Here is a 21,547-nt window from a genome sequence, read left to right as displayed (position 1 = left end):
GTAATACTGCAACCACCTTAATCTTTCAGCTAAAAAATCATGTCAAAGTCACTGCCTTTTTCTATCTATCTGCTGGCACTGGGTATATTCAGCCTTATCAGCTGCGAGCTGCAGGTGCTCGGAATGATGCCACAGTTGTCCGCCTCACTTTCCCTGTCGGTTTCCGAAGTGGGTTATCTGGTCTCCTTTTACGCCGGCGCCATGGCGCTGGCCGGCCCTGTGCTAACCCTCTGCCTATCTGGCCGGCCGCCGAAACAGGCCCTGCTCATTCTCTACAGTCTGTTTTTACTGGCCCAAGGGGTTGCGATTATGGCGCAGGACTATTGGCTGCTTGTGGTCACCCGGATCATCATAGGCGCAGCCGCAGGCGCTTTCTTTGGGATCACGGTCGGCCGAGTCGGCGAGCTGGTACCCGAAGCGCAAAAAATGCGCGCCATCGCAGTGCTCTTGGCCGGGATCATGCTCGGCACTATATTGGGCCTGCCTATGGCCAGCCTCAGTGCCGAGTATTTTGGTTGGCGCACTGGGTTCTTTCTGGTCTGGCTCTGCGGCTTAATGGCCGCACTGCTCAGTGTTCGCTTCTTGCCTTCACTGCCTTCCCAGCCGCCACTGCCACTCAAGGAGGAACTCAAGGCTTTTGCCAGCGCCAGACTCTGGGCCATCTATGCCACCAGTTTCTGTATTATCGGTACCACTTATGCTGCGTTCAGCTATTTTGTCCCCATTCTGTCCGAGCTGGCGGGTTTCAGTAGTCAAACTATCACCCTGTTACTCTTTGGTTATGGCTTGAGTATGTTGCTGGGCAATCATTTGGTGTCCCGCTTCTGTGGCCGCAACGACTTAACACTCCAGGCGCTGGGATTGCTGCTGCAGGCGTTATTCCTGTTGCTGCTGGCCCAAGGCAGTGAGTACCCACTATTGGCAGCGGTGGCGGTACTGGGAATAGGTTTTAGTGGTGTCAGCATGAACCCCGCCATGGTGAGCCGTCTGATGCAGCTTCCCCAGGGCAGCCGGGCACTGGTTAATACTGTGCATACTTCGGTTATCACCCTGGGTGTCATGGGAGGCAGTTTTATCAGCGGCTATGCGCTCGCCCGGGGAGCCAACCTCTATGCCCCCATCTGGATTGCCATGCTGATTGCGCTACTGGGATTACTGAGCCTAGGTCTGCCTCGGCTTCTGTCTGCAAGCTCCCGGGCAGAAGTCCCCTGCGCTGAGATAAAATAAGCACCATAAAAACACCGGTGCACCTGAAGATGCGCCGGTGTTTTATGGACAATCAGACTCAGGACTTATAGTTACCCTGAGCGTCAAACGGCCAGTCTATGCCGAGCCAGGCCTTGAAGAAGGCTTTCTGGGCGCGGTTCACTCTTTCCTGGGGCTTAATTTGCAGCTTGCCGGATTGCTCTGAGGCCAGAGTCACACGCCGCTCTATAAGCTTATCGTCGTGGAACAGGATCACAGTCAACTCATCACCCGCGTTAAAGTCGGCCAAACGTTTGGCGTAACCTTCGGCGCTGACTTTCAAGCCATTGATAGCCAGCAACTGATCGCCGGCGACTATGCCCGCCTGCCAAGCCGGGCCACCACGCTCAACACTTTGCAACACCAAAGAGCCGGAAGTGAGTGTCATACCGGCAAAGGCCTGCGCCTTACTGTCTTTGCCATAGGCGGTCTTAAGCCCTGCCTGACTCAGCAGTTTGTCAAAGTCCAGCACCAGGGGGGCATTGACATGGCTCTGCCACCAAGACTCATAGTCCTTGCCGGATAAATTTTTCAAAATACGTTTCACATCCGTGACATTGTATCCCTTGGGGACCTTGTGCTCACGATAAAGACTCCTGTGCACATCCCGGTAGGACACCTCTTTGTCTGTGTCCTGCAACAGTGAGAAGTCCAGTGCCAGCGAAGTCAGATAACCTTCGGAGTAGATGTTCACACTGTGGTTGATGGCGTAATCGCCGCCTGTGCTGACCCACTGACCGGCACTGGCCTCGGCCACCGACTGAATTTCCCGCCCCGGTTTATGCTGATTGGCATTGACCCGCTTGGCCAGGTCCTCCATAAACTCTTTCGGCGTCATGATCCCGGCACGCAGCAACAACTGGTTTTGAAAATAGCTGGTAGAACCTTCCGCCATCCATAACAGCTCAGTCATATTCTCCTGCTGATAGTCGTAGGGCACCAGTCCCTCCGGGCGATAGGCCTTGACGTTCCAGGTATGAATAAACTCATGGGAAGCCGTGCTGATAAAACGCAGGTAATCCTGGCGCTCACGGAAATTGAATCTGGGCAGCTGGATAATGGTTGAGTTCAAATGCTCGGTAGCGCCGCGGGCCCCCGAGGTGGCGTGCACCATATAAACATAACGCTCGAAGGGATAGTCATCCCAAATGGCCGCCGCCGTACCGGATAATTTGCCGAGATCTGCCTTTATCTGCTCCAAATCATAGTTACCCTCACCCCAGACCACCAGCTCATATTGTTTGCCATCGGCCTTGAAGGCGCGGTGCTGACTGAGCCCGGTTTCAATTGGCGAGTCGACCAATACATCATAGTTGGCGGCCACAAACGAATGGGGCTTATCAGCTGCTGCCATTCCTGAGTAACTGCGCCAGTCGGCCGGCACATCCAGTGTTACCTTAAGCGGCTCTTGGCGAAACTCTGGGCTGTACATGAATACGCCGCTGGCATCCAGAAACGCATGGCTGGCATCAATATGCCTGACTCTTTGCCCCAACTCGTTGGCATAGAGTTGATAGCTGACGGTGACCGCTGTTGGCTTGGACAAAACCACTGTCCATTCACCGCTGGCACTGCGCTTCCAAGGCAGGCTGTTGCCCTGCTCGTCCGTGGCATGAAAGCGGCGAACCCCGTCCGCCAGCGGCAATACCCGATACTTGCCGGTACGCCAAACCGGCAGATTGACCTTGAGCTGTTGCCCTGAATGTTGCGGGAAAGTGACCTTGACCTGAGCCAGATGATGTTCCGGGCTTTTAAGATCTATCTGATAATCGACGTCAGCCCAGGCTGAAGATGCCATGCCCAGTGTTGTCAGTAGGGAAGAGTAAGATATGATTGACAAAACAGCGGATTTCACTCGTAATTCCTTCTTATGTCATTGTTGTTATAAAATCGGCCGAGTATAACAATTCGGGGCGGTCACCTCACCCGTTGCTAATAAAAGCTAACAATTAAGTCCCCGCAGAATGGGACAGAGGCAAATATATGTACTTTTTCAGGGTTATGTTCATCGCATCCATGCTGCTTGTGGGTCTGGCGCACGCCGACGAACTGGATGATATAGAGATAAGTTTCAGGGAGCAGCCCAGGCAGCTCCACAGCACTGTGGTCAGTTCTCTGCCCGAGTCGTTGCAATATCCTTCGCTTGAACAGTTTCAGTCCAGCGCATTGGAAGTGGGTTTTGCCCCGGATCAGCTGATGGACAAACTCATTCTGCTGGCTCGGCTGGATCTGGATGCCCAAGTGCTGGTTCCCGGGCGGCTGGAGCAGGCACAAGATATCATTGAGCAGTTGAAGATCATCGCCCGCAGCGACTATGAAAAAGCTGCCCTCTATAATCTTGAAGGCCGTTATCTCGGCCGGGTCGACCAACAGTATGAACAAACCGTCGCCCTCAACCAGCAGGCGCTCGAGCAGTTGGGCGATGCCCAGGACAAACGCAGCCAACTGCTCAGGTATGTCATCTACGAAGATCTGGGTACAGTTAACCTGATAGCCAAACAGGCTATTCCGTCTCTGAACGCCTACAACCTGCTCAGAGATACCGCCTACCGGCTGCGCAATGACTACCTGATAGCCAATGCCGAAGCGGCTTTGGGCAAGTATTACAATATCAACGGCCAGCGCACCAAGTCGCTGCAGCACTATACCGAGGCCTTCCGTTTGGCCAGCCGTTACAACCATCCCAATCAAAAGGCACTGCTGCAGCTTAACCTGGCCAAGCTGTACCGGGACATGGAACAGTGGGATGAAGCGCTGGAATACGCCCACGGCGCCGCCGACGCTTATAAAGCCATGGGTTCCGGCTCTTTCCTGTCCCATACCATGACGGTTATCGCCATGGTGTATGGCAACACAGGCGAGTGGAACAAGGCGATTGACTACTACCTCAATGCCCAGCAGATAGATGCCGAGCTGAAGAACTTCATCGCTCAGGGGCTTAACTTCCACAACCTGGGTGAGGCTTATTTCCATTTGAACGACTATCAGGTCGCGCTCGACTACCTGTTCCAGGCCAACGAAATATTCAAGGACAGAAAGAGCAACCACTACCTGGTTTATAACGAAATGCTGATAGCCGAGGTGGGCCAGGCCATGGAGGATTGGCCTTTGACCATGCAGCACGCCATAGAAGCCTTGCGACTGGCCAAGTTGCTGGAATTGCCGGATGAGCAGATAGAAGCCCTTGGCTACCAAACCGCGGCCTACAAGGCGCAGGGTAAGTTTCAGCAGGCACTGGCAAGCCAGGAGGAAAGCATCCAACTGCAACAGGCCATGTTGGAAAAAGAGCAGCAAACCACCTCGGACGTTAATTCATCCGCCGTCACAGAGCAGAAGCTGAAACTGGAAGTGGGCCAACTCAGGCAAGATCAACTGCAAAGACAAGACGCGCTGCATACCCGTAATATTCTGCTGGCAATCAGCCTGGGGCTCTGCCTGCTGTTGCTGGCATTGGCGATGCAGCAGTATAGATTGCGCAAACAAATGGCGAAAAAGAACCAGGCTCAAAAGGCGAAAATGCAACTGGAGCCCATGAGCGGCCTGCCCGGCTATCGTGCCTTGCTTGGCAGTATTTCAAGTAAAACCAAAGGCCTGGCGCTATTGTCTCTGGAGCAGGAATTCAACTCTGACTTCACCTTGGGCAACAGCCTCGCGGCGCCGAGACTGGTGCAGCAAGCCGAGGAGATTGCCGCCCTCACCGGCGCCAAGGTATTCCTGCTCAGACCCGGCCTATTTGCCCTGACCCTTGCCGAAGACACGGGCCCAGCCAAACTTTACCACCGGCTCAGTGCCTGGCAATTCCAGGGGCAGACTCTCAAACCGGCGCTGGGTTATATTCCGCTGCCGCTCCTGGGTAACCCGGATATCAAGCTGTCGGTGGAAGTCCTGTTTGAAACGGCGCAATTGGCCCTTGCTGGTGCCATCAGCCTGAAAAACAGCCAAGGCAGTTATGTCGGTTTCAGTACTTTGGACTTCACCCCGGCCGCCATTTTCTCGGCCCCGCTCTATCTGCAATTGCAAAAGAGTATTATCCGCGGCCTGATAAGAGTGGAGACCAATGGTGAGAAAGATAAGATCTGCTGGCCGGAGTCACAACAGCAGTCCAGAGCCGAACCTGTGTCAATAATTTGATCTGAACGACAAAACTTTGTCACAACAACTGGATGGCAGATTTGCACTCCTGCCGGATTGCGATACCATTTAGAAGTGTCTGGAACTGGAGTCGTGGGGTTTTCGAGCCACTCATGACCCGACTATAGATTCGATCGCGCATCGAAGGAAAATTACAGGAATGAAGGACTCAAACGCAACGGTGTCGCAACTAGGTGTACTCAAGCAGAAATTGCATTCCACCAAAGCCGCGTTGGATGAAATGAATGAGGACAGAAATGCCAAGCTGCAGGCGTTGCTGCAGTTTATTGGTCACCTCAGTCTGGCCTGTAAGGGGCAAAACCTGGAGCTGGACAATAAACTGGCCAAGCTCAGACATAACCTGGGAACCTACGAGCGTATCGATGATGTGTTGCCGGATCTGGTCGAGGTAGAGCGCCTGCTCAAGGGGCAATACCACCATGTGATGGGTCAACTGGAAGAAGGCCGCTCCAGCCTGAGCAAGTTCAGCCGCCAACTGCAACGAGTCGACTCCATGCCTGAGCGCCTCAAAAAAGAGGTCAGCTATTTCAAGCAGGAGCTGGGCAAACCTTTCCATACCGTCTGGGATTATATTCCCAAGGTCGAGCAACTGGTGGGGTTTTACGAACAACTGCTGGACAACCAGTTTGAATCTGAGTCCCCCATCGCGGTACTACCCAAGCACAGACAACTGGGTCACGAGCTGGCGCAGATGATTTCCAACATAGAGTTTCGCAAAGATCAGCGTGACCAGGTGTTGGTAATCAAAGAGCAGCTGGCCTCGGCCGAGATAGATATCGATGCCCTGCTGGAGGCCTATCAAACCATACTCTCTCTGCTTTTGGATAACATAGCCCGCGAAAAAACCGCCTCACAGGAGTTTCTGTTTGCCCTCAACGACGCCCTGAGCGCCGTGCGTGAAGTGGTCAGCGACTCTTATAACCAATCCCAGCGCAGCCATCAGCTCAAGAGCCAACTGAATCGTGAACTCAACGCCCAGGTAGACAATGTCGGCGAGTCATTGGTGGATATTGAGGATATTACCGAGCTCAAGCAGCAGATCAGCGAGCAACTGGCCGCCATTCGCGCCAGCCTGGCCCGCAAGGAAGCGCTGGAGCAAAGAGAGCAAGCCTTGCTGCGCAAGTCGATGGAAACCATGCGTAAAGAGCTGAGCGACCTCTCCAGTGAAGCCACCACCTATAAGGAAAGGTTGTTCGAGCAGCAGAAGCTCAATATGCTCGATACCCTCACCCAGCTGCCCAACCGCGCGGCCATGGAGGAGCGGATGGAGCAGGAATACCGCCACTTCCAGCGCAACAAACAGCCACTGTGGCTGGCGGTAGCCGACATAGATCACTTCAAGTCCATCAACGACAGCTTTGGCCATACCACAGGTGACAAGACACTGCAGGTTATCGCCATGGCGTTGAAGAACTCCCTGCGTGACACTGAGTTTGTTGCCCGTTATGGCGGTGAGGAGTTTGTTCTCATCATTCCGGATGTTTCACCCAAGGATATAGAACAACTATTGAACAGAGTGCGCGAAAAAATTAAAAATATTCCTTTTAAATTTAAAAATCAGCGTATTACAGTTACAGTATCCATAGGGGCCGCGCAGATATTGGATGGCGAACACATCCAGGAAACTTTCGAACGCGCCGATGCGGCCCTCTACAAAGCCAAACATGAAAGCCGTGACAGAGTCATTATAGATTGACAGCAATGACTCCTGTTTCAGCTCAAGGAGTCGTCATGATAGTCAGGATCAGTCCCCGCGGCAGTATGGATCAACTGTCGCAACTGGAGGCAGACCGCCTCAAACAGAGTGCCAAGAGTGACCTTTACCAACTCTACCGTAACTGCTCGTTAGCCGTATTGGCCTCGGGGCAGCAAACTGACAACGCCAAGGAACTGTTTGACCAATTCCATGACTTTGAAATCAACGTGCTGCGCCGTGAGCGTGGCATCAAGCTGGAGCTGGTTAACCCGCCGGCCAGCGCCTTTGTCGATGAGCAGATCATAGTCGGCATTCAGGAGCACCTGTTTGCCGTGCTCAGGGACATCATCTATGTCAGCAACAAGTACGATGGCCTGAAACACATCAACCTCACCAACGCCAGCCATATCACCAACGTGGTGTTCGACATTCTGAGAAACGCCAGAGCCATTACCCCGATGCAGGATCCCAATGTGGTAGTCTGCTGGGGCGGCCACTCGATAAACGACACCGAGTACAAATACACCAAAGAGGTGGGCTACCAGTTGGGGCTGAGAATGCTGGATATCTGTACCGGCTGCGGTCCGGGAGCCATGAAAGGGCCAATGAAGGGCGCCGCAATCGGCCACGCCAAGCAGCGTATTCATAACGCCCGTTACATAGGCCTGACCGAGCCGAGCATTATCGCCGCCGAGCCACCCAACCAGATAGTCAATGAACTGGTGATTCTGCCGGACATCGAAAAACGCCTGGAGGCCTTTGTGCGCCTGGGGCACGGTATCGTCATCTTCCCCGGCGGCGCCGGCACCGCTGAAGAGCTGCTCTACCTGCTTGGCATTTTGCTCAACCGCGAAAATGCCGATATTCCTTTCCCGCTGGTGCTCTCCGGCCCCAAGGAAAGCGAAGCCTACTTCCGCGAAATCGATGCCTTTATCGGCGCGACGCTGGGCGAGCAGGCGCAGCAGAAATACGAAATCATCATAGACGACGCCCCCCAGGTGGCGCGCATCATGCGTGCCGGTATGGAAGAGGTTAAACGTCACCGCAAGCAAACCGGTGATGCCTACCAATACCAATGGAGCCTCAAGATAGAGCCTGAATTCCAGCTGCCCTTTGTGCCCACCCATGAAGTGATGGAAAACCTTAACCTGCACTTCCAGAGCAATAAGGCTGAGCTGGCGGCCAACTTGCGCAAGGCGTTTTCCGGCATAGTGGCGGGCAACGTCAAGGCGGAAACCATGAAAAACATCGAGCGTCATGGTCCATTCAAGCTCAAGGGCGATCCCGAGCTGATGGCCTTAATGGATAAACTGTTGGGCGCCTTTGTCAGCCAACAAAGAATGAAGTTACCGGGCACCGCCTATGTGCCCTGTTATCAAATAATGAAATGAACCGACTGCTGATTATTGATGGTATGAATCTGGTGCGCCGCCTGCATGCGGCGCAGCCGGATGAAGCCGACATGCAAGGGCTGACCGAGCGCAGCCGCAATGCCTGCCAGAAGCTTATTCGCCAGCACAGCCCCACCCATGTGGCTATTGTCTGGGACGGCGATGAAGAGTCCTGGCGCAAACGCCTGTATCCGGATTACAAGAAAGGCCGCAAGCCCATGCCCCAGGCATTGGCCGATGGCCTACCGGCGCTGAAACAGGCGCTGGCAGAAGCGGGGATTGGCTCCATCAATGCACTATCGGAAGCCGATGATGTTATCGCCACCCTGGCAAGCAAGTTGTGCCTGCGCGGTGGCGAGGCGATTATCGTCTCCACCGACAAGGGCTTTTGCCAGCTGAGATTACCGCGTTTGCTGCTGTGGGATCACTTCAATGGCGCCGCCATGGATATTGCCGCGCTGGAGCAAAAACTCGGCATAGAACAGAGCCAACTGCTGGACTTTATGGCCCTCAGCGGCGACAGCGGCAACAAGATCCCCGGCATCCAGGGAATAGGTCCCAAGACGGCCGGCGAACTGCTCAGAAGCTTTCGCACCCTAGCCAATGTCTACAATGCGCTCGATACTTTGGGAGCCAAGCAAGCCAAGAAGTTAACCGAAGGCAAGGAGATGGCCCGCCTCAGTTATCGGTTGGCAAAACTGCGCACGGACCTCGAACTCAATATTCGTTTGAACCAGTATAGAGTCAAAGAAAACCAAGGCTCCAAGAGCTCAACTTAAGCAATAAAATGGAAAACTGTATGAAAGGTAAGGCCCCTGTAGTTATCGGCAGCATCTTTATCGCCTATCTGGTCTTTGTTGCCGTGGTCATCCTCTTCTATGAACCTAAACCGGAAGATATGAGCTGGGAAGACAGGCAAGCCTATAACCAGTCTAAAGTCACTGAGTTACTGCTGGGGCAAACGCTGGAACAAACCATTGAAACCCTGGGTAGAGCCGATTTCAGCGAAGCCATGCAAACCCATGGCCAGTCGCTGCAGGTGCTCTTCTACCGCACCCATCATGTAAAATCCGACGGCAAGACCACCAAAGACGAATGTACCCCTCTGCTGTTTGCAAATGGCCGGCTCCAGGCCTGGGGGGAAGACACTTATCAGCAATATCTGCAGCAACATATGCAGCCCCAGCAGACAACACCCAAACAGACACAGGAATAGCGAAACGAGCTCACACATAGCCTTGGTAGCCTTATCGGCTGCTCGTTATTTTTAAAATCTTTTCCAACTGACCTGCTCATTCCCGGCAAAGCAGTTTAAAGGAGTAAACAAGTATGAATGACTACCTGATTTTCCACCGCCGCCAATTCTATCTGGAGCGGAACTGGCTGATAAAAGCCAACACGCCCCAACGCCCGGTGGAATATGGGCCGGATCTGGTGGTGGATTTTGCCCAGTGCCCTCGTCTGTTCTTCGCTGAACCTTTCGCCGACATACTCTCGTCAATGGAGCCTTTCGGGGTTGAGCGTATTAAAAACCCCTACAAGCCGGATGAAGATATGTATGCCGAGATAGACATAGGCACAGTAGACGAACTGGATTTCATTGATGAAGTGCTCTATGCCTATTTTCATGTCTTCAATCGCTATGATGTGCTCGATATCGACCACACCATCTGGAACTCTGAATCGCCCGCCATCGACGCGATACGAACCCCGGTGCTGGATCCGGCCAAATTGGCAGCCATTCCGCTTGAGCAGCGATTATTGTTCAAACTTGACCAAGACCCCTCCTTCCTGCTGGTACACAACAGCGTAATGGACAAGCTGACCGCGGCCAATTTGAAAGATGTCTGGGTGCGCTGGAGCGAATAACGCCAAGGAAGAAACCGGGGGACATGATTCATATCAACAACGAGTATTTTGTCCTGTATTGTGGCAGCGGTGATATGCCATCCCCCTTATACCGTCTGCAGTAGAGAGCATTATCTTATTTACCGGGGTCCTACCTCACTGCGCGAGCCCATCTATGCCGAATCGCCGGCCATTCCTTTTACCAAACGACGGATGTTCGAAGTCAAAGGCATGAGATCTACCTACATAGTGCATGAGTCCGTGGCTGAGAGACTCATAGCACTCAATGCCAACGGGTTACATATTGTGCCGCTGCTGGAATGGGACATGGGCTTTGGCTTCACCATCTAAACCAGGCGTTCTGTGACCTTTGCCCGGCTTGGCAGCCGGGCAATAATCGCGCACAGACAAAACATATTACAAACATACTGTTTACATTGGAGCTGTCGCGAGTATCTTATATCACTCAATACAGAGTGAGCCGTCTTGCTCTGGAGTGAACCCAGGTTGAGCAATAAAACGGAATAACAGCATGAAAAGTAAGGCACCCGTAGTTATCGGCAGCATCTTTATCGCCTATCTGGCCTTTGTTGCCGTGGTCATTCTCTTCTACGAGCCCAAACCGGAAGACATGAGCTGGGAAGACAGGCAAGCCTATAACCAGTCTATGGTTTCCGAGCTGCAACTGGGGCAAACACTGGCAGAAGTCACCCAAACCCTGGGAAAAGCCGACTTCAGCGAAGCCAAGCAAACCCATGGTCATTCGCTGCAGGTCCTCTTTTACCGCACCCATCACAGTAAATCAGACGGTAAGACCACCAAAGATGAATGCACCCCACTGCTATTCGAAGATGGGCAACTGCTGGCCTGGGGCGAAGACACTTACCAGCAATATCTGCAGCAACATTCGCCGCAGCAAGTGATATCCAAGGCCCCCGCTCAACCCGAATAACGGCAGAAAGCCCACAGTTTAAGGAAAGGAAAACCAAGGGTAGAATCAACCTGTTCTAGCTCCCCTTCTGCCCAGCAAAAAATGTTCAAATTCATAATTCATTCCCGAAGAGTTTGCCACCTTGCGTACGCCGCACCTTTTTATCCGGGATTGATGATTATTCAGGCAATAGCTACAAACACAGTCGAGACTGGGTTGAATCGCATCGATTGAAACTGGCAGTAGCATTCGCCATTGTTCTGTGCCCCTTTGCGGTCATGTCCACTCACTGCATTTGGTGCTCAAGGTTAACCACTGAATGGGCACTGGAGCAGGTTGTACAGCGCTGTACGCCGACTTTACAGCACTCCCCTGCTATCCCGGCATTTTCTCCGCTGTGAAACACTTTCTGATATTGAATATCTCAGTTTTCAGCAAACTACAGTTAATATTGGATGTCTTTGTTTCTTGTTTTAGTTAATATTGGGTGTCTTTTGCTTCTTTTTTCTTTCAAGCCAGTATGAAAAGACGAATTACCCAATTCTAGCAGAATTATGCGTGTCAACCTTCTGTCGGTGAACATTTACCAAAGAAAGGGCTGTTTAAGTCAAGACTGTGGCCCCGATAAGAGCATTGATCAAGATGCTGGTCAGGCAAAAGAGACTTTTGTAAGCAGCAAATGTTTATGATTGATGAAATTTTGAGGACAAAATGATGGAAGTTGCATATATTACCGAAGATTTTAATGAAGGAGACTCTTTCTTTGAGTACGATGATAAAAGATCTTTCTTTTATAACAAGGATAATGACTTTAACCCTACGTCTATTTCAGAGCCTATAGTTTGGAAAGATAACGACCTGGATCATATTGATGCTTTAGACTTAATAAAACTAGGTTGCTTTAATGTTACCAAGGAAATTGCTCATGTTATAATGAGCTTTGACCCGTATGGCATAGCTTTTTACCCCGCCAAACTCGCTTGTGCCGGCCAGGATACATCTAGCGGGCGTTACTTAATAGCTGTAAACAATATTGTTGATGTAGTTGACGAAACCAAAAGCAAAAACGTTTCCAAGGCAATGACTCAGCATTATCTTTCCGAAGATAAAATAAAATCGCTTCCACCATGTAGACAACACGTATTCAAGCCCAAAGGAATGAGTAAAATTTTCTTTTCAAAAGAAATATTTGATGCACTTCACAACATATATGAAGAAGGTAAAATCAAGACCAGTTTAATTGCTTACACATTTGACACATCTGAAGAGTGCCCAAATATTTAACAACATTGGGTATCTTTTTTCTTTAGCTGTATCTGTTTTGAGAAAATTGAGCAAGATAAGAATGTCGCGCGCAGTGCTAAATTCTGGTGAATCTTGGCTAAATAGATATATAAAACAAGAGCAAGGATATCTGTGCAGTTGAATAAAATGGAGATTCATTAGTCAAATGATAGCCAGATTTACCTTTCTGGCGGTGAAGTTTCAGGCAACATGTTTGGTCTTTTGGGAGTTGCTATCGATAAAATTTGACAATGTAATTTCCGAGCAAGTAAAACGCCGTTCTACAAACAATAAAAACCTTAATTACTGCAGACAATAATGAGGAAGCATCAGTCGGTACACAAGGCGGGCTCGCTTTTGCCCAACAACGACTGCCAAAGATAACACTTAACATCCCAAGTCTGCTTGAGTACGCATCGCCCTACCCTATAAACAGAAAAAAGAGGCGACCAATTGGGCCGCCTCTGTAAGTTATTTTGCCAGCAAGAAAGTTCAGTCTTCCGCCTTGGGCTCGCGATAGGCTTCGCCTTTTTCAAGCCACTCGGGGGCCTTGGCACCCTTGAGGTAATGATCGAACCAATCTTTCATCCGCACACTGTAATCCAGCTTGTTGGGATACTTCTTCAGATGGTGCGGCTCGTCCTGATACTGCAGCAAGACCACATCTTTTCCGGCGCGGCGCATTGCCAGGTACAGTTCAACCCCTTGTTCCCAAGGCACGGCATCGTCTTTGTCACCGAACATGATCATCATCGGCGTTTGAATACGATCGACATAGAACACGGGGGAGTTTTCTATGTATTTCTGCGGCGCGCGCATCAGGCTTTCACCGATACGGCTCTGGCCGGTTTCATACTGGAACTGACGGGCAAGGCCGGTGCCGTGACGTATGCCGCTGTAGGCACTGGTCATATTGCTTACCGGGGCACCGCTGACTGCGGCCTTGAAGATATTGGTCTGGGTCACGGCAAAAGCTGTCTGGTAACCACCCCAGGAGTGGCCCTGAATACCCACGGCATCCGGATCGGCAATCCCCATGTCGATAAGCTTCTGCACTCCGGCGGTCAATGCCTTGACCGAGCTGATACCGGGATAGCCGACTTCAAAGCGGATATCCGGCAGGAAAATGGCGTAATCATCGGCGGCATACCAGGCAAAGTTGGGCCTGTGATTGATTTTCATGTCCGGGAAGGCGTGCAGGCGATCGCTCATAAAGCGGTAGAAATATACCAACACAGGATAACGCTTGCCACTTTGATAGTTGGCAGGCTTGATTAATACGCCGTCCATTTCACGGCCATCACCGTCGCGCCAGTGTACCAACTCTGACTTACCCCAAGGCAGTTTGCGGCGCTGGGCATCAAAGTCAGTTTGTTTGATCGCCTTGGCCGGCTCAAGCAAAGCCGAGCTGTAGAGATCCGGATAGCTGTCGTAACGCTCCTGACTGAACAGCAAGGTATCACCCTTGTCGGCTCTGGCCAGCACAGACAGCTTGTTGTCTTTGGCAAGCAGCGGCGTCAGTTGAGCCCGGCCGATAACCGCACGGTAAAAACCGTCGGCCTTGGTCTTGTGGCTATAGCCCTGCAGCAACACAGCCTGGTTACGCGCCACAGTGGCCGGATAAGCCTTGTCTGGCTGGGCCAGAGCTTCAATACGCAGACTTTGCTGCTGCTTGCGGCCCTCACCGCCTGTCAGCATAAAGCCATCGTGGGAGCGGGTATCAAATTGCCAGATATCGTATTTGTCGTACACCAGCAGGCCTGAGTCATCCTCGAGCCAGGGGCCGAAGCCATAGCCGGGCGCCGCAGAGGGATAATCATGATCTTCGTCGGCGAAGCTGACCTTGAGCTTGCTGCTGAGGTTATGTTTTCGACCGCTGGCCACATCATAGAGATAGATGCCGCCCTGCTGATAAAAGGCCAGGTATTTACCTGCCGGTGACAGGGTTGGCGCACTGCCGCTTGGCTGTTGGGTCAATACCCGGGTCTTGTGCCCTGTATTGATATCCACCAGGTAAAAATCCCGATAGAAACCGGCCCAGGTGATCATCTTGCGATAGGGAATATCCGAGCTCCCCAGCAGCACCCGCTTGTGTTCGCTCAGCTCAATGTCCGGCACCTTGCGGTCGGCCAATTGCACCAGGTTGCGCGAGCCAAGATGCAGCACAGCCAGATAGGTGCGGCTCTGCTCTTTTTCATACTGTTTAACTTCATTGGGCTTGATCAGCGGATCATCCCCGTGCCACAAGCGCAAATCCCGCTGGGCACTGACCAGCGCGGTGTCGTACAGGTCTCTGCTCTGCTCCACCTTGGGAATTTGCAGCTGCTTGCTTATCTCGGGCACCCGGCCGAAGAACAGCCGCTCACCGTCGGCCGAAAAGCTCAGCTTGGCATGGCGATTAATGAGCCAACCCTTGCTGTCGCCCTTGCTCGGCAATATCTGGCTCAGTTTGCCCGACTCTCTATCGTAGAGAGACAAGGCATAGGGGCGCTCATTCGCATCCAGCGCCGCATCACCTCGGGTATAGGCAAGATAGCGGCCATCACGGCTCAGGGTCAGGGCACCAAACTGCTTGTCGGCTTGGCTGCTGACCGATTTGAGTTCAAAGCTGCGGGTATCGAGCACAGAGATGCTGTGGCTATTACTTGCACTGTCGTTTTGCGCCAGTGCCAGCACGCTGCCGTTATAAGCCAGTTGCCAGGCGGTCACATGCTCGAAACGCTGTGACTTGCCGCTTGCCAGCGACAACAGCTCGAAACTGCTGCCGGCATCCAGTTTCGGCGTTTTGGCTGCTGGAGCATCGGGGGCGGATGCTTGAGTGGCTACTTTGGCTGAGGCCTCTTTGGCATCAATGCCGTTTGCCTCTGCGCTCTCTTTGCTTTCTTCATCGGCTTCATACCAGATAGCCAGCAAAGTACCATCTTCGCTGAAGGCATAAGACTTGACCCGCTCAAAGCGGCGCTGCTCACCTGTGGTGTTATCCAGCAGCAACAGGCCTTTTTTCAGCTTCTTGCGCGCCTTGGGAGCAAGCTTTTCCGATTCCAGCAGCGAAGGCGCCAGAGTAAAGACAGTGTAACGGCCATCGGCTGACAGCTGCGGCTTGGAGCCGCCGGCGACATCATAAACCTTGGTATTGGCCAGTGACTTGACCACACCACGGCTGTCGCCGCGATCCGGCGCAACACTATAGGCCAGCACCTTGCCTTGTGGGTCGAGAACCTGATCGGTAATCGACTCAAACTGCATTATATCCTTGAGGGTCAGTGAGGGGCTGCTCTGGGCACTGACTGCGGTAGCGAAACCGGCTGACAGCAACAGCAGCGATGCTAAGGGCGTTAACTTCAAGATCGTCCTCTTTTTCATTGTTGTTAGACTAAAGTAGACTTTTTATTTTGTTGGCGTTCCATCATGGTCAGACGCCGACTTTTTAGCAAGTCAGCCTACAGAAAAAAGCGTGAGATTGCTCACTATTTCCTGTGAAAATGCGTTGAATGTGTATAGAATAGCGGCGATCTAAATCACAAAATTCTCAGTCGAAAACCGTGTCACTGACATGGTCTGATAAATAGCAGTAACGACCAACCGTGGAAGGACCTCTCCATGTCAAAAAGAACTATTACCGTGATCCCTGGTGACGGGATCGGCCCCAGCATTATCGACTCAGCTCTGAAAATTCTCGATAAGGCGGGGTGCGACTTTGAATATGAATTTGCCGATGCCGGTCTGACTGCTCTGGAAAAACACGGTGAGCTCCTGCCTCAGCGCACGCTGGATCTCATCGAGAAGAACCGTATCACCCTCAAAGGCCCATTGACAACGCCTGTTGGCGAAGGCTTCACCTCCATCAACGTAACCCTGCGTAAGAAGTTCAGCCTGTACGCCAACGTACGTCCTGTGCTTTCTTTCAAGGGCACTCAAGCCAGATATGAGAACATAGACATCATCACAGTGCGTGAAAACACTGAAGGTATGTACTCAGGCCTGGGACAAAAGTTGTCTGAAGACGGCGCCATTGCCGAAGCCACCAGTATCATTACCCGTCAGGGTGCCGAGCAGATTGCTACCTTCGCCTATGAACTGGCTCGCAAGGAAGGTCGCAAGAAGGTGACCATAGTCCACAAGGCCAACATCATGAAGTCGACTTCAGGCCTGTTCCTGAAAGTGGCCCGTGAAGTCAGCCAGCGTTATCCGGATATCACTACCGAAGAGATGATTGTTGACGCCACTTGCATGAAGCTGGTAATGAACCCGGAAAACTTCGACGTGATAGTCACCACCAACCTGTTCGGTGACATTCTGTCTGATCTCTGCGCCGGTCTGGTGGGTGGTCTGGGCATGGCCCCGGGCGCCAACATCGGCAGCAACGCCGCTATCTTTGAAGCGGTTCACGGCAGTGCCCCGGATATTGCCGGCAAAAACCTGGCGAACCCAACTTCAGTGATCCTGGCATCTATCCAGATGTTGGAATACTTGGGTATGTCAGATAAAGCCGCCGCCATCCGCGCCGCCGTTTCTGCGGTTATCGAAGAAGGCGACCGCACTACCCGCGATCTCGGTGGTACTCATGGCACCACAGATTTCACCCAAGCGGTGCTGGATAGACTCTGATCTAATATCAACCCAGTAAGTTGCTAAAAAGGATGACCCAAGGTCATCCTTTTTTATGCCTGTGTTGGCAGGCAATGGGAAACATCCGCCGCCGGAGGCCCAATTAGCGACTTTTAGCTGGAAGCTATGATAGCCGCTGTGCCAGCGGCGTAAAGTCGTGGAGCTTCGCCCCACTTTCAAGCACAGGCGGAACTGTGACCGTCGAAAACAGGGACGTATTCACGCCGTGTCACAGGATCGCCTGTGCGAAAGGCGCACCGCAGGTGATGGACTACATCGTGGCCGGAAGCTCGCCAATACTAACTTAGGAACTTTTAGCTGGAAGCTATATTAGCCGCTGTGCCAGCGGCCCAAAGTCGTGGAGCTTCGCCCCACACCCGAGGAAAGGGGGCTGTATCGACTCGCCCCCTTTCCAAACCCCCAGCGACCCGCGACGCAGCGGAAAACCCCTTGTGCTTTTGATGCCAATTCGCTATCGCGCCAGACGCTCATCCCTGATTCGACTGGCGCTGCTTCGGCATCCATGCCTCGCTACGCGATTGTCATCAACGCCCTGCGGCCGCTTCGAGCGGGAGTTGGTGCAATTCTGTGAGAATGGAGTAGCTTGAAATATCTGAAGTGCTTGCAGACATACACCTAATTTTCAGGCTCTGGCTCTAGTTCTGGTGGGACTGTGACCGTCAAAAACAGGGAAGAATGCAAACACTCAGTCAATTCTGCTTCAAAAACAAACCAAATCAGGGTGTTGTTGCCTTTGTCAAAACTTGACCTTTGGCTAATTGTTTTCACATTCAGTACTGGCTATTGTAAAGCTAATTCAAGCGCTTAGCTTTAGCGCTTCCTTAAGCTTAAGGTCAGAAACAGCAACACTTTTTCGTTTTCAGCGGAATGCAGGGACGAACAGAGTTTGGACCCGTGCGGTAGCCATGGCTTTACTTAACGTTTTTGTAGGGCTTGGGTTGTAGCGTTTGCGGCGCTCATGAAAAGCACCTCAGAACTGATTTTTTATACAGTATTATTGACGTTCTGGACAAAATGCCGGGAATTTGCAGCTAAGCTTGCGCGTTATTTCCGTAATATTGCAGGAAATACTGTTAAATTCATAATGTTAAAAAATACAGCTGGTAGATAATAGGTTTAGAAACCGCGCATGCGCGTTTAGCTGCAAGGGATATTAGGACCAAATGGTATTATATCCAGCAAATACAAACAGATAGCGATGCGCGCTTACACTCCTCCGAGGACTAAAACGCGCATGCGTACTATACAACTGTTAGGTGCCTTTTCCCCTGAAATAAAAGTAGAGAAGATGTTCATGAGCAAAATTAGCGAATTTTTAGATGCTTATTCAGATGATCAGATTTATTTGGAAATGATTGAAAAGTTAGTAAATTATCATCCAGAGGAAGCAAAGGTCTCAGAGAACATAAAATATTCTTCTTTCTCAAGGCTATGGGTAGTGATGTCTGTCGGTAGTATTGAAGCAATGATCACTGAATGGACAAAAAACCAGCCGATGCTTTTTGATGTGCGTGAATACTTTGATAATGGTTCAAATGAGGAACGAATACAGCGTTTAGTTGATGCATTTAACCTTAGAGGTATTCCAGTAAATGAAGAACTATTTAAAGACTATTTAGCTGTTAAATATATACGTAATGCTTATGTGCATGGTAACTGGAGTGAAAACCAGAAAGCGTATGTCGTCCAAAGAGGGTTTCCCGACAATTGTATGAACTTTTGTAAATCTGATTTTGATCGTTTCAAAGAAATCTACTATCACATACTTCAATGTTTGGGTTTTATGAAAGTACAAAACGATATGCTTTCTAGAGCCAGCACCTAACAAACGACTATGGCGTCAATCCTTTATTTTGGGCGATGTTTTGGTCCCACATAATGCCATCTCGAAGCATAGAGTTTAGGATGACCACCATCTTGCGAACGCAGGCAATAATCGCCACTTTCTTTGGTTTTCCAGCTTCGAGTAATCGAGCGTAAGTGTCCTTGAAAACAGGAACAAAATATGGACACCCAACGTTAATGGCGCGGTAGTTAGCCTCCGACTATGCTTTGTTTAAGCATTTAACAAGGAGGTTATTATGCCGCGCCCTCGCCGAACTCAAATTAGCCTTGAAGATACACCTTACTACCACTGTTGCAGCCGCGTGGTACGGCGTGCCTTCTTGTGTGGTGATGATGCCTACTCGGGCAAGAATTATGACCACCGCCGAGGTTGGGTAGAGTAAAAATGAAAGTAAAAATGGACACCCAGCATTAATGGCGCGGTAGTTAGCTTCCGACTATGCTTTGTTTAAGCATTTAACAAGGAGGTTATTATGCCGCGCCCTCGCCGAACTCAAATCAGCCTTGAAGATACACCTTACTACCACTGTTGCAGCCGCGTGGTACGGCGAGCTTTCTTGTGTGGTGATGATGCCTACTCGGGTAAAAATTATGACCACCGCCGTGGTTGGGTGGAATCGTTATTGTTTGAACTGGAAGCTGTTTTTGCCATTGATGTGGCGGCATTTGCCATCATGAGTAATCATCTGCATCTGGTGTTGCATATCGATATAGAGACAGCAAACCGATGGACAGATAGAGAAGTGCTTGAGCAATGGCATAAGTTGTTCAAAGGTGACGAGTTAACCCGCAAATTCACCCAGGGTGAGCTGATTGAAGCGTATGAAGTGCCCAGGCTGAAGCATACTATCGCGATTTATCGCAGCAGGTTATGTGACATCAGCTGGTTTATGCGTTGTCTCAATGAACCGATAGCGCGTCAAGCCAATCAGGAAGATAACTGTACCGGCCGATTCTGGGAGGGAAGATTTAAGTCGCAAGCCTTACTGGATGAAGCAGCGGTGTTAACCTGCATGGCCTACGTTGACCTCAACCCCATCAGAGCCAAGATGGCCGATACGCCTGAGCAGTCGGCACATACCAGCATTCGGCTACGTATTCAGGCAGCTTTGAAATGCGAACAACCCGCCAAGCTACTGCCCTTTATCGGAAGTGAATACGATAACCAGCGCAGTGGTATTGCGTTTGGGCTCAAGGATTATCTTGAATTGGTGGATGATACCGGGCGCTGTATTCGCGATGATAAGCGTGGCGCGATAAGTGAACAGAGTACCAAGCTACTGACGCGGTTGAATATCCCTCATGAGAACTGGCTCAAGCTTACCACTGAATTTGGAAGACTATTTCGTGGGCCGGTAGGCACCTTGCAAGAGCTCAGTTGTTACTGCGAACACTTGGAGAAGCGACGACGGCATTTTGCAACCAGCTGTCAGTACTTTCAAACGGCTTGAACCCCACGCTATTTATCTCAACCGCAGTCATTGAAATCCCCTGAACCATGGGTAGGGCTAGCATGGCTCAAATCTCGCATTTTTACGTGAAATAGGTTCGATTTCATCAAACCTCTACAACGACAAGAATATCGTTCGACCTCAGTGTGCTCAAATCACCTAACGGTGTTTGAACGCAGACTGAAAGAAGATTAAGTTATTGTTTTACAATGGGTGGCTTGATTTTTACGATTTCATCAAACCTCTGCAACTCACGGATATCTTTCTACCTCCGGGTGCTCAAATCCCCTACTGGTGCTTGAACGCAGACTAAAAGAAGATTAAGTTATTGTTTTACAGTGGGTGGCTTGATTTTTAATTTTTTGATTAGAACAATCAACACCATACGTGTCTACCGAATTAAATAAAAAGGGAATTATCTGGGAATTCCCTAGGGCGGGCGTTAAATTTCACAAGGAGTCATCGTGCACTGTACTAAATGCGGAAAAGAAGTGAATGATACTGATAATTTCTGTGGTAACTGTGGGACATCATTATCCTCAACAAACTCGGCAGAGGGCGATGGCAGCGTAAATATAGCGGGTAGCAATACAATCTCTAACAGCCACCTTCACGTAGGTGACGTATATCAGTCGGGAAACCAAGAAGAGAAAGCATACATTGATAGAACTTATGTTAAGCCCATTACTCTTGGTGGAAGTTCTGTACGAACTTCATGGTTAATAATTTCAGGTCTGGTAGGTTTCGTCGGGAGCTGGGCATCAATATTTAGTGTTCTTGGAAGCATGTGGCACTTTTTGTTTTTGGTGATCCTCGTGTTAAGCATGTTCCTTCTTTTAAATGGTATTATTTTGTGGAAAACCAGATTTTCAAGGCTAAAGTGGTTCAACCTTGAATCAAATAAGGAAGGCGAAGTGTTTCTTACAAAAGTTTCTGGTAGCTGCCCCAAATGCGATGGAACACTTAAACTTGTGGATCTAAAAGTGTCTCAAAATAGCAGCAAAACATTTGTTCGTTGCTCTAGAAACGGTGATCATATCTGGAACTTCGATCCAACTGTTCTAGATTAAAATTT

16 protein-coding genes and 2 pseudogenes are annotated in these 21,547 nt (G+C 50.7%); 15 read left to right on the top strand and 3 right to left on the bottom strand.

Going from position 1 to position 21,547, the window contains the following annotated elements:
* Positions 1–39 precede the first annotated feature (39 nt).
* Positions 40–1,227 carry an MFS transporter gene (locus HCX89_RS04765; RefSeq protein WP_051547198.1) on the top strand — a complete coding sequence of 396 codons (1,188 nt, stop codon included), beginning with the start codon at positions 40–42 and terminating at the stop codon, positions 1,225–1,227.
* 58 nt (positions 1,228–1,285) lie between these two features.
* On the opposite strand, the gene HCX89_RS04760 is transcribed toward HCX89_RS04765, so the two are convergent.
* The gene (locus tag HCX89_RS04760; RefSeq protein ID WP_167715253.1) at positions 1,286–3,043 is read right to left on the bottom strand and encodes a M61 family metallopeptidase; all 1,758 of its coding nucleotides are present in this window, start codon (positions 3,041–3,043) and stop codon (positions 1,286–1,288) included.
* Between the two features lie 185 nt (positions 3,044–3,228).
* Here HCX89_RS04760 and HCX89_RS04755 point away from each other — a divergent pair, with 185 nt between their 5' ends.
* From HCX89_RS04755 to HCX89_RS04715, 9 genes are all read left to right on the top strand, one after another.
* On the top strand, positions 3,229–5,376 hold the full coding sequence (locus tag HCX89_RS04755; protein WP_093983588.1) for a lipopolysaccharide assembly protein LapB: 2,148 nt from the start codon (positions 3,229–3,231) through the stop codon (positions 5,374–5,376).
* A gap of 160 nt (positions 5,377–5,536) precedes the next feature.
* Entirely contained in the window at positions 5,537–7,093 is a 1,557-nt protein-coding gene (locus HCX89_RS04750) for a diguanylate cyclase (RefSeq protein WP_025889111.1), read from the top strand.
* A 35-nt stretch (positions 7,094–7,128) separates the two neighbouring features.
* Complete coding sequence (gene ppnN, locus HCX89_RS04745) at positions 7,129–8,484, top strand: nucleotide 5'-monophosphate nucleosidase PpnN (RefSeq protein ID WP_167715250.1); 1,356 nt, start codon at positions 7,129–7,131, stop codon at positions 8,482–8,484.
* Positions 8,481–9,263: a flap endonuclease Xni gene (gene xni, locus HCX89_RS04740; protein ID WP_071239254.1), complete on the top strand. Its 783-nt coding sequence runs from the start codon at positions 8,481–8,483 to the stop codon at positions 9,261–9,263. Before ppnN ends, xni begins: the two co-directional genes overlap by 4 nt.
* A 20-nt stretch (positions 9,264–9,283) precedes the next feature.
* On the top strand, positions 9,284–9,700 hold the full coding sequence (locus HCX89_RS04735) for a DUF3192 domain-containing protein (RefSeq protein WP_071239255.1): 417 nt from the start codon (positions 9,284–9,286) through the stop codon (positions 9,698–9,700).
* A 113-nt stretch (positions 9,701–9,813) separates the two neighbouring features.
* Positions 9,814–10,353: a hypothetical protein gene (locus tag HCX89_RS04730; protein WP_071239256.1), complete on the top strand. Its 540-nt coding sequence runs from the start codon at positions 9,814–9,816 to the stop codon at positions 10,351–10,353.
* A 48-nt stretch (positions 10,354–10,401) separates the two neighbouring features.
* Positions 10,402–10,683, top strand: coding sequence for a hypothetical protein (locus tag HCX89_RS04725; protein WP_028781010.1), 282 nt, complete (start codon positions 10,402–10,404; stop codon positions 10,681–10,683).
* A gap of 181 nt (positions 10,684–10,864) precedes the next feature.
* Positions 10,865–11,284, top strand: coding sequence for a DUF3192 domain-containing protein (locus HCX89_RS04720; RefSeq protein WP_071239257.1), 420 nt, complete (start codon positions 10,865–10,867; stop codon positions 11,282–11,284).
* Between the two features lie 690 nt (positions 11,285–11,974).
* A complete protein-coding gene (locus HCX89_RS04715; RefSeq protein ID WP_208191956.1) occupies positions 11,975–12,547 on the top strand; it encodes a DUF1629 domain-containing protein in 573 nt (190 codons plus the stop codon).
* Between the two features lie 492 nt (positions 12,548–13,039).
* On the opposite strand, the gene HCX89_RS04710 is transcribed toward HCX89_RS04715, so the two are convergent.
* On the bottom strand, positions 13,040–15,892 hold the full coding sequence (locus HCX89_RS04710) for a prolyl oligopeptidase family serine peptidase (protein ID WP_167715248.1): 2,853 nt from the start codon (positions 15,890–15,892) through the stop codon (positions 13,040–13,042).
* A 255-nt stretch (positions 15,893–16,147) separates the two neighbouring features.
* Here HCX89_RS04710 and HCX89_RS04705 point away from each other — a divergent pair, with 255 nt between their 5' ends.
* Positions 16,148–17,155, top strand: coding sequence for an isocitrate dehydrogenase (locus tag HCX89_RS04705; RefSeq protein ID WP_025011991.1), 1,008 nt, complete (start codon positions 16,148–16,150; stop codon positions 17,153–17,155).
* Between the two features lie 1,255 nt (positions 17,156–18,410).
* Positions 18,411–19,001, top strand: coding sequence for a hypothetical protein (locus HCX89_RS04700; protein ID WP_167715246.1), 591 nt, complete (start codon positions 18,411–18,413; stop codon positions 18,999–19,001).
* Between the two features lie 7 nt (positions 19,002–19,008).
* Here HCX89_RS04700 and HCX89_RS04695 read toward each other — a convergent pair.
* Positions 19,009–19,173, bottom strand: a pseudogene (locus HCX89_RS04695) (IS110 family transposase); the annotation flags it as partial.
* 84 nt (positions 19,174–19,257) lie between these two features.
* Between HCX89_RS04695 and HCX89_RS04690 the strand changes: the two are divergent.
* The 3 genes and pseudogenes from HCX89_RS04690 to HCX89_RS04680 form a co-directional block, all read left to right on the top strand.
* Positions 19,258–19,401, top strand: a pseudogene (locus HCX89_RS04690) (transposase); the annotation flags it as partial.
* A gap of 93 nt (positions 19,402–19,494) precedes the next feature.
* Positions 19,495–20,472, top strand: a complete 978-nt coding sequence (locus HCX89_RS04685) for a transposase (RefSeq protein WP_167715242.1) — start codon at positions 19,495–19,497, stop codon at positions 20,470–20,472.
* A 464-nt stretch (positions 20,473–20,936) separates the two neighbouring features.
* Positions 20,937–21,542, top strand: coding sequence for a zinc ribbon domain-containing protein (locus HCX89_RS04680; protein WP_157771152.1), 606 nt, complete (start codon positions 20,937–20,939; stop codon positions 21,540–21,542).
* Positions 21,543–21,547 lie beyond the last annotated feature (5 nt).

It is taken from the genome of Shewanella sp. Iso12 (assembly GCF_012030025.1).
Taxonomy (GTDB): Bacteria; Pseudomonadota; Gammaproteobacteria; order Enterobacterales; family Shewanellaceae; genus Shewanella; species Shewanella algae.
The sequence above is the reverse complement of the archived record's forward strand: the minus strand, read 5'-3'. Positions and strand labels throughout refer to the sequence as shown.

Coding starts and splice junctions, on each gene's coding strand:
- HCX89_RS04765 (WP_051547198.1), top strand. CDS start 40: ATGTCAAAGTCACTGCCTTTTTCTATCTATCTGCTGGCACTGGGTATA.
- HCX89_RS04760 (WP_167715253.1), bottom strand. CDS start 3,043: ATGGCATCTTCAGCCTGGGCTGACGTCGATTATCAGATAGATCTTAAA.
- HCX89_RS04755 (WP_093983588.1), top strand. CDS start 3,229: ATGTACTTTTTCAGGGTTATGTTCATCGCATCCATGCTGCTTGTGGGT.
- HCX89_RS04750 (WP_025889111.1), top strand. CDS start 5,537: ATGAAGGACTCAAACGCAACGGTGTCGCAACTAGGTGTACTCAAGCAG.
- ppnN (WP_167715250.1), top strand. CDS start 7,129: ATGATAGTCAGGATCAGTCCCCGCGGCAGTATGGATCAACTGTCGCAA.
- xni (WP_071239254.1), top strand. CDS start 8,481: ATGAACCGACTGCTGATTATTGATGGTATGAATCTGGTGCGCCGCCTG.
- HCX89_RS04735 (WP_071239255.1), top strand. CDS start 9,284: ATGAAAGGTAAGGCCCCTGTAGTTATCGGCAGCATCTTTATCGCCTAT.
- HCX89_RS04730 (WP_071239256.1), top strand. CDS start 9,814: ATGAATGACTACCTGATTTTCCACCGCCGCCAATTCTATCTGGAGCGG.
- HCX89_RS04720 (WP_071239257.1), top strand. CDS start 10,865: ATGAAAAGTAAGGCACCCGTAGTTATCGGCAGCATCTTTATCGCCTAT.
- HCX89_RS04715 (WP_208191956.1), top strand. CDS start 11,975: ATGATGGAAGTTGCATATATTACCGAAGATTTTAATGAAGGAGACTCT.
- HCX89_RS04705 (WP_025011991.1), top strand. CDS start 16,148: ATGTCAAAAAGAACTATTACCGTGATCCCTGGTGACGGGATCGGCCCC.
- HCX89_RS04700 (WP_167715246.1), top strand. CDS start 18,411: ATGCGTACTATACAACTGTTAGGTGCCTTTTCCCCTGAAATAAAAGTA.
- HCX89_RS04685 (WP_167715242.1), top strand. CDS start 19,495: ATGCCGCGCCCTCGCCGAACTCAAATCAGCCTTGAAGATACACCTTAC.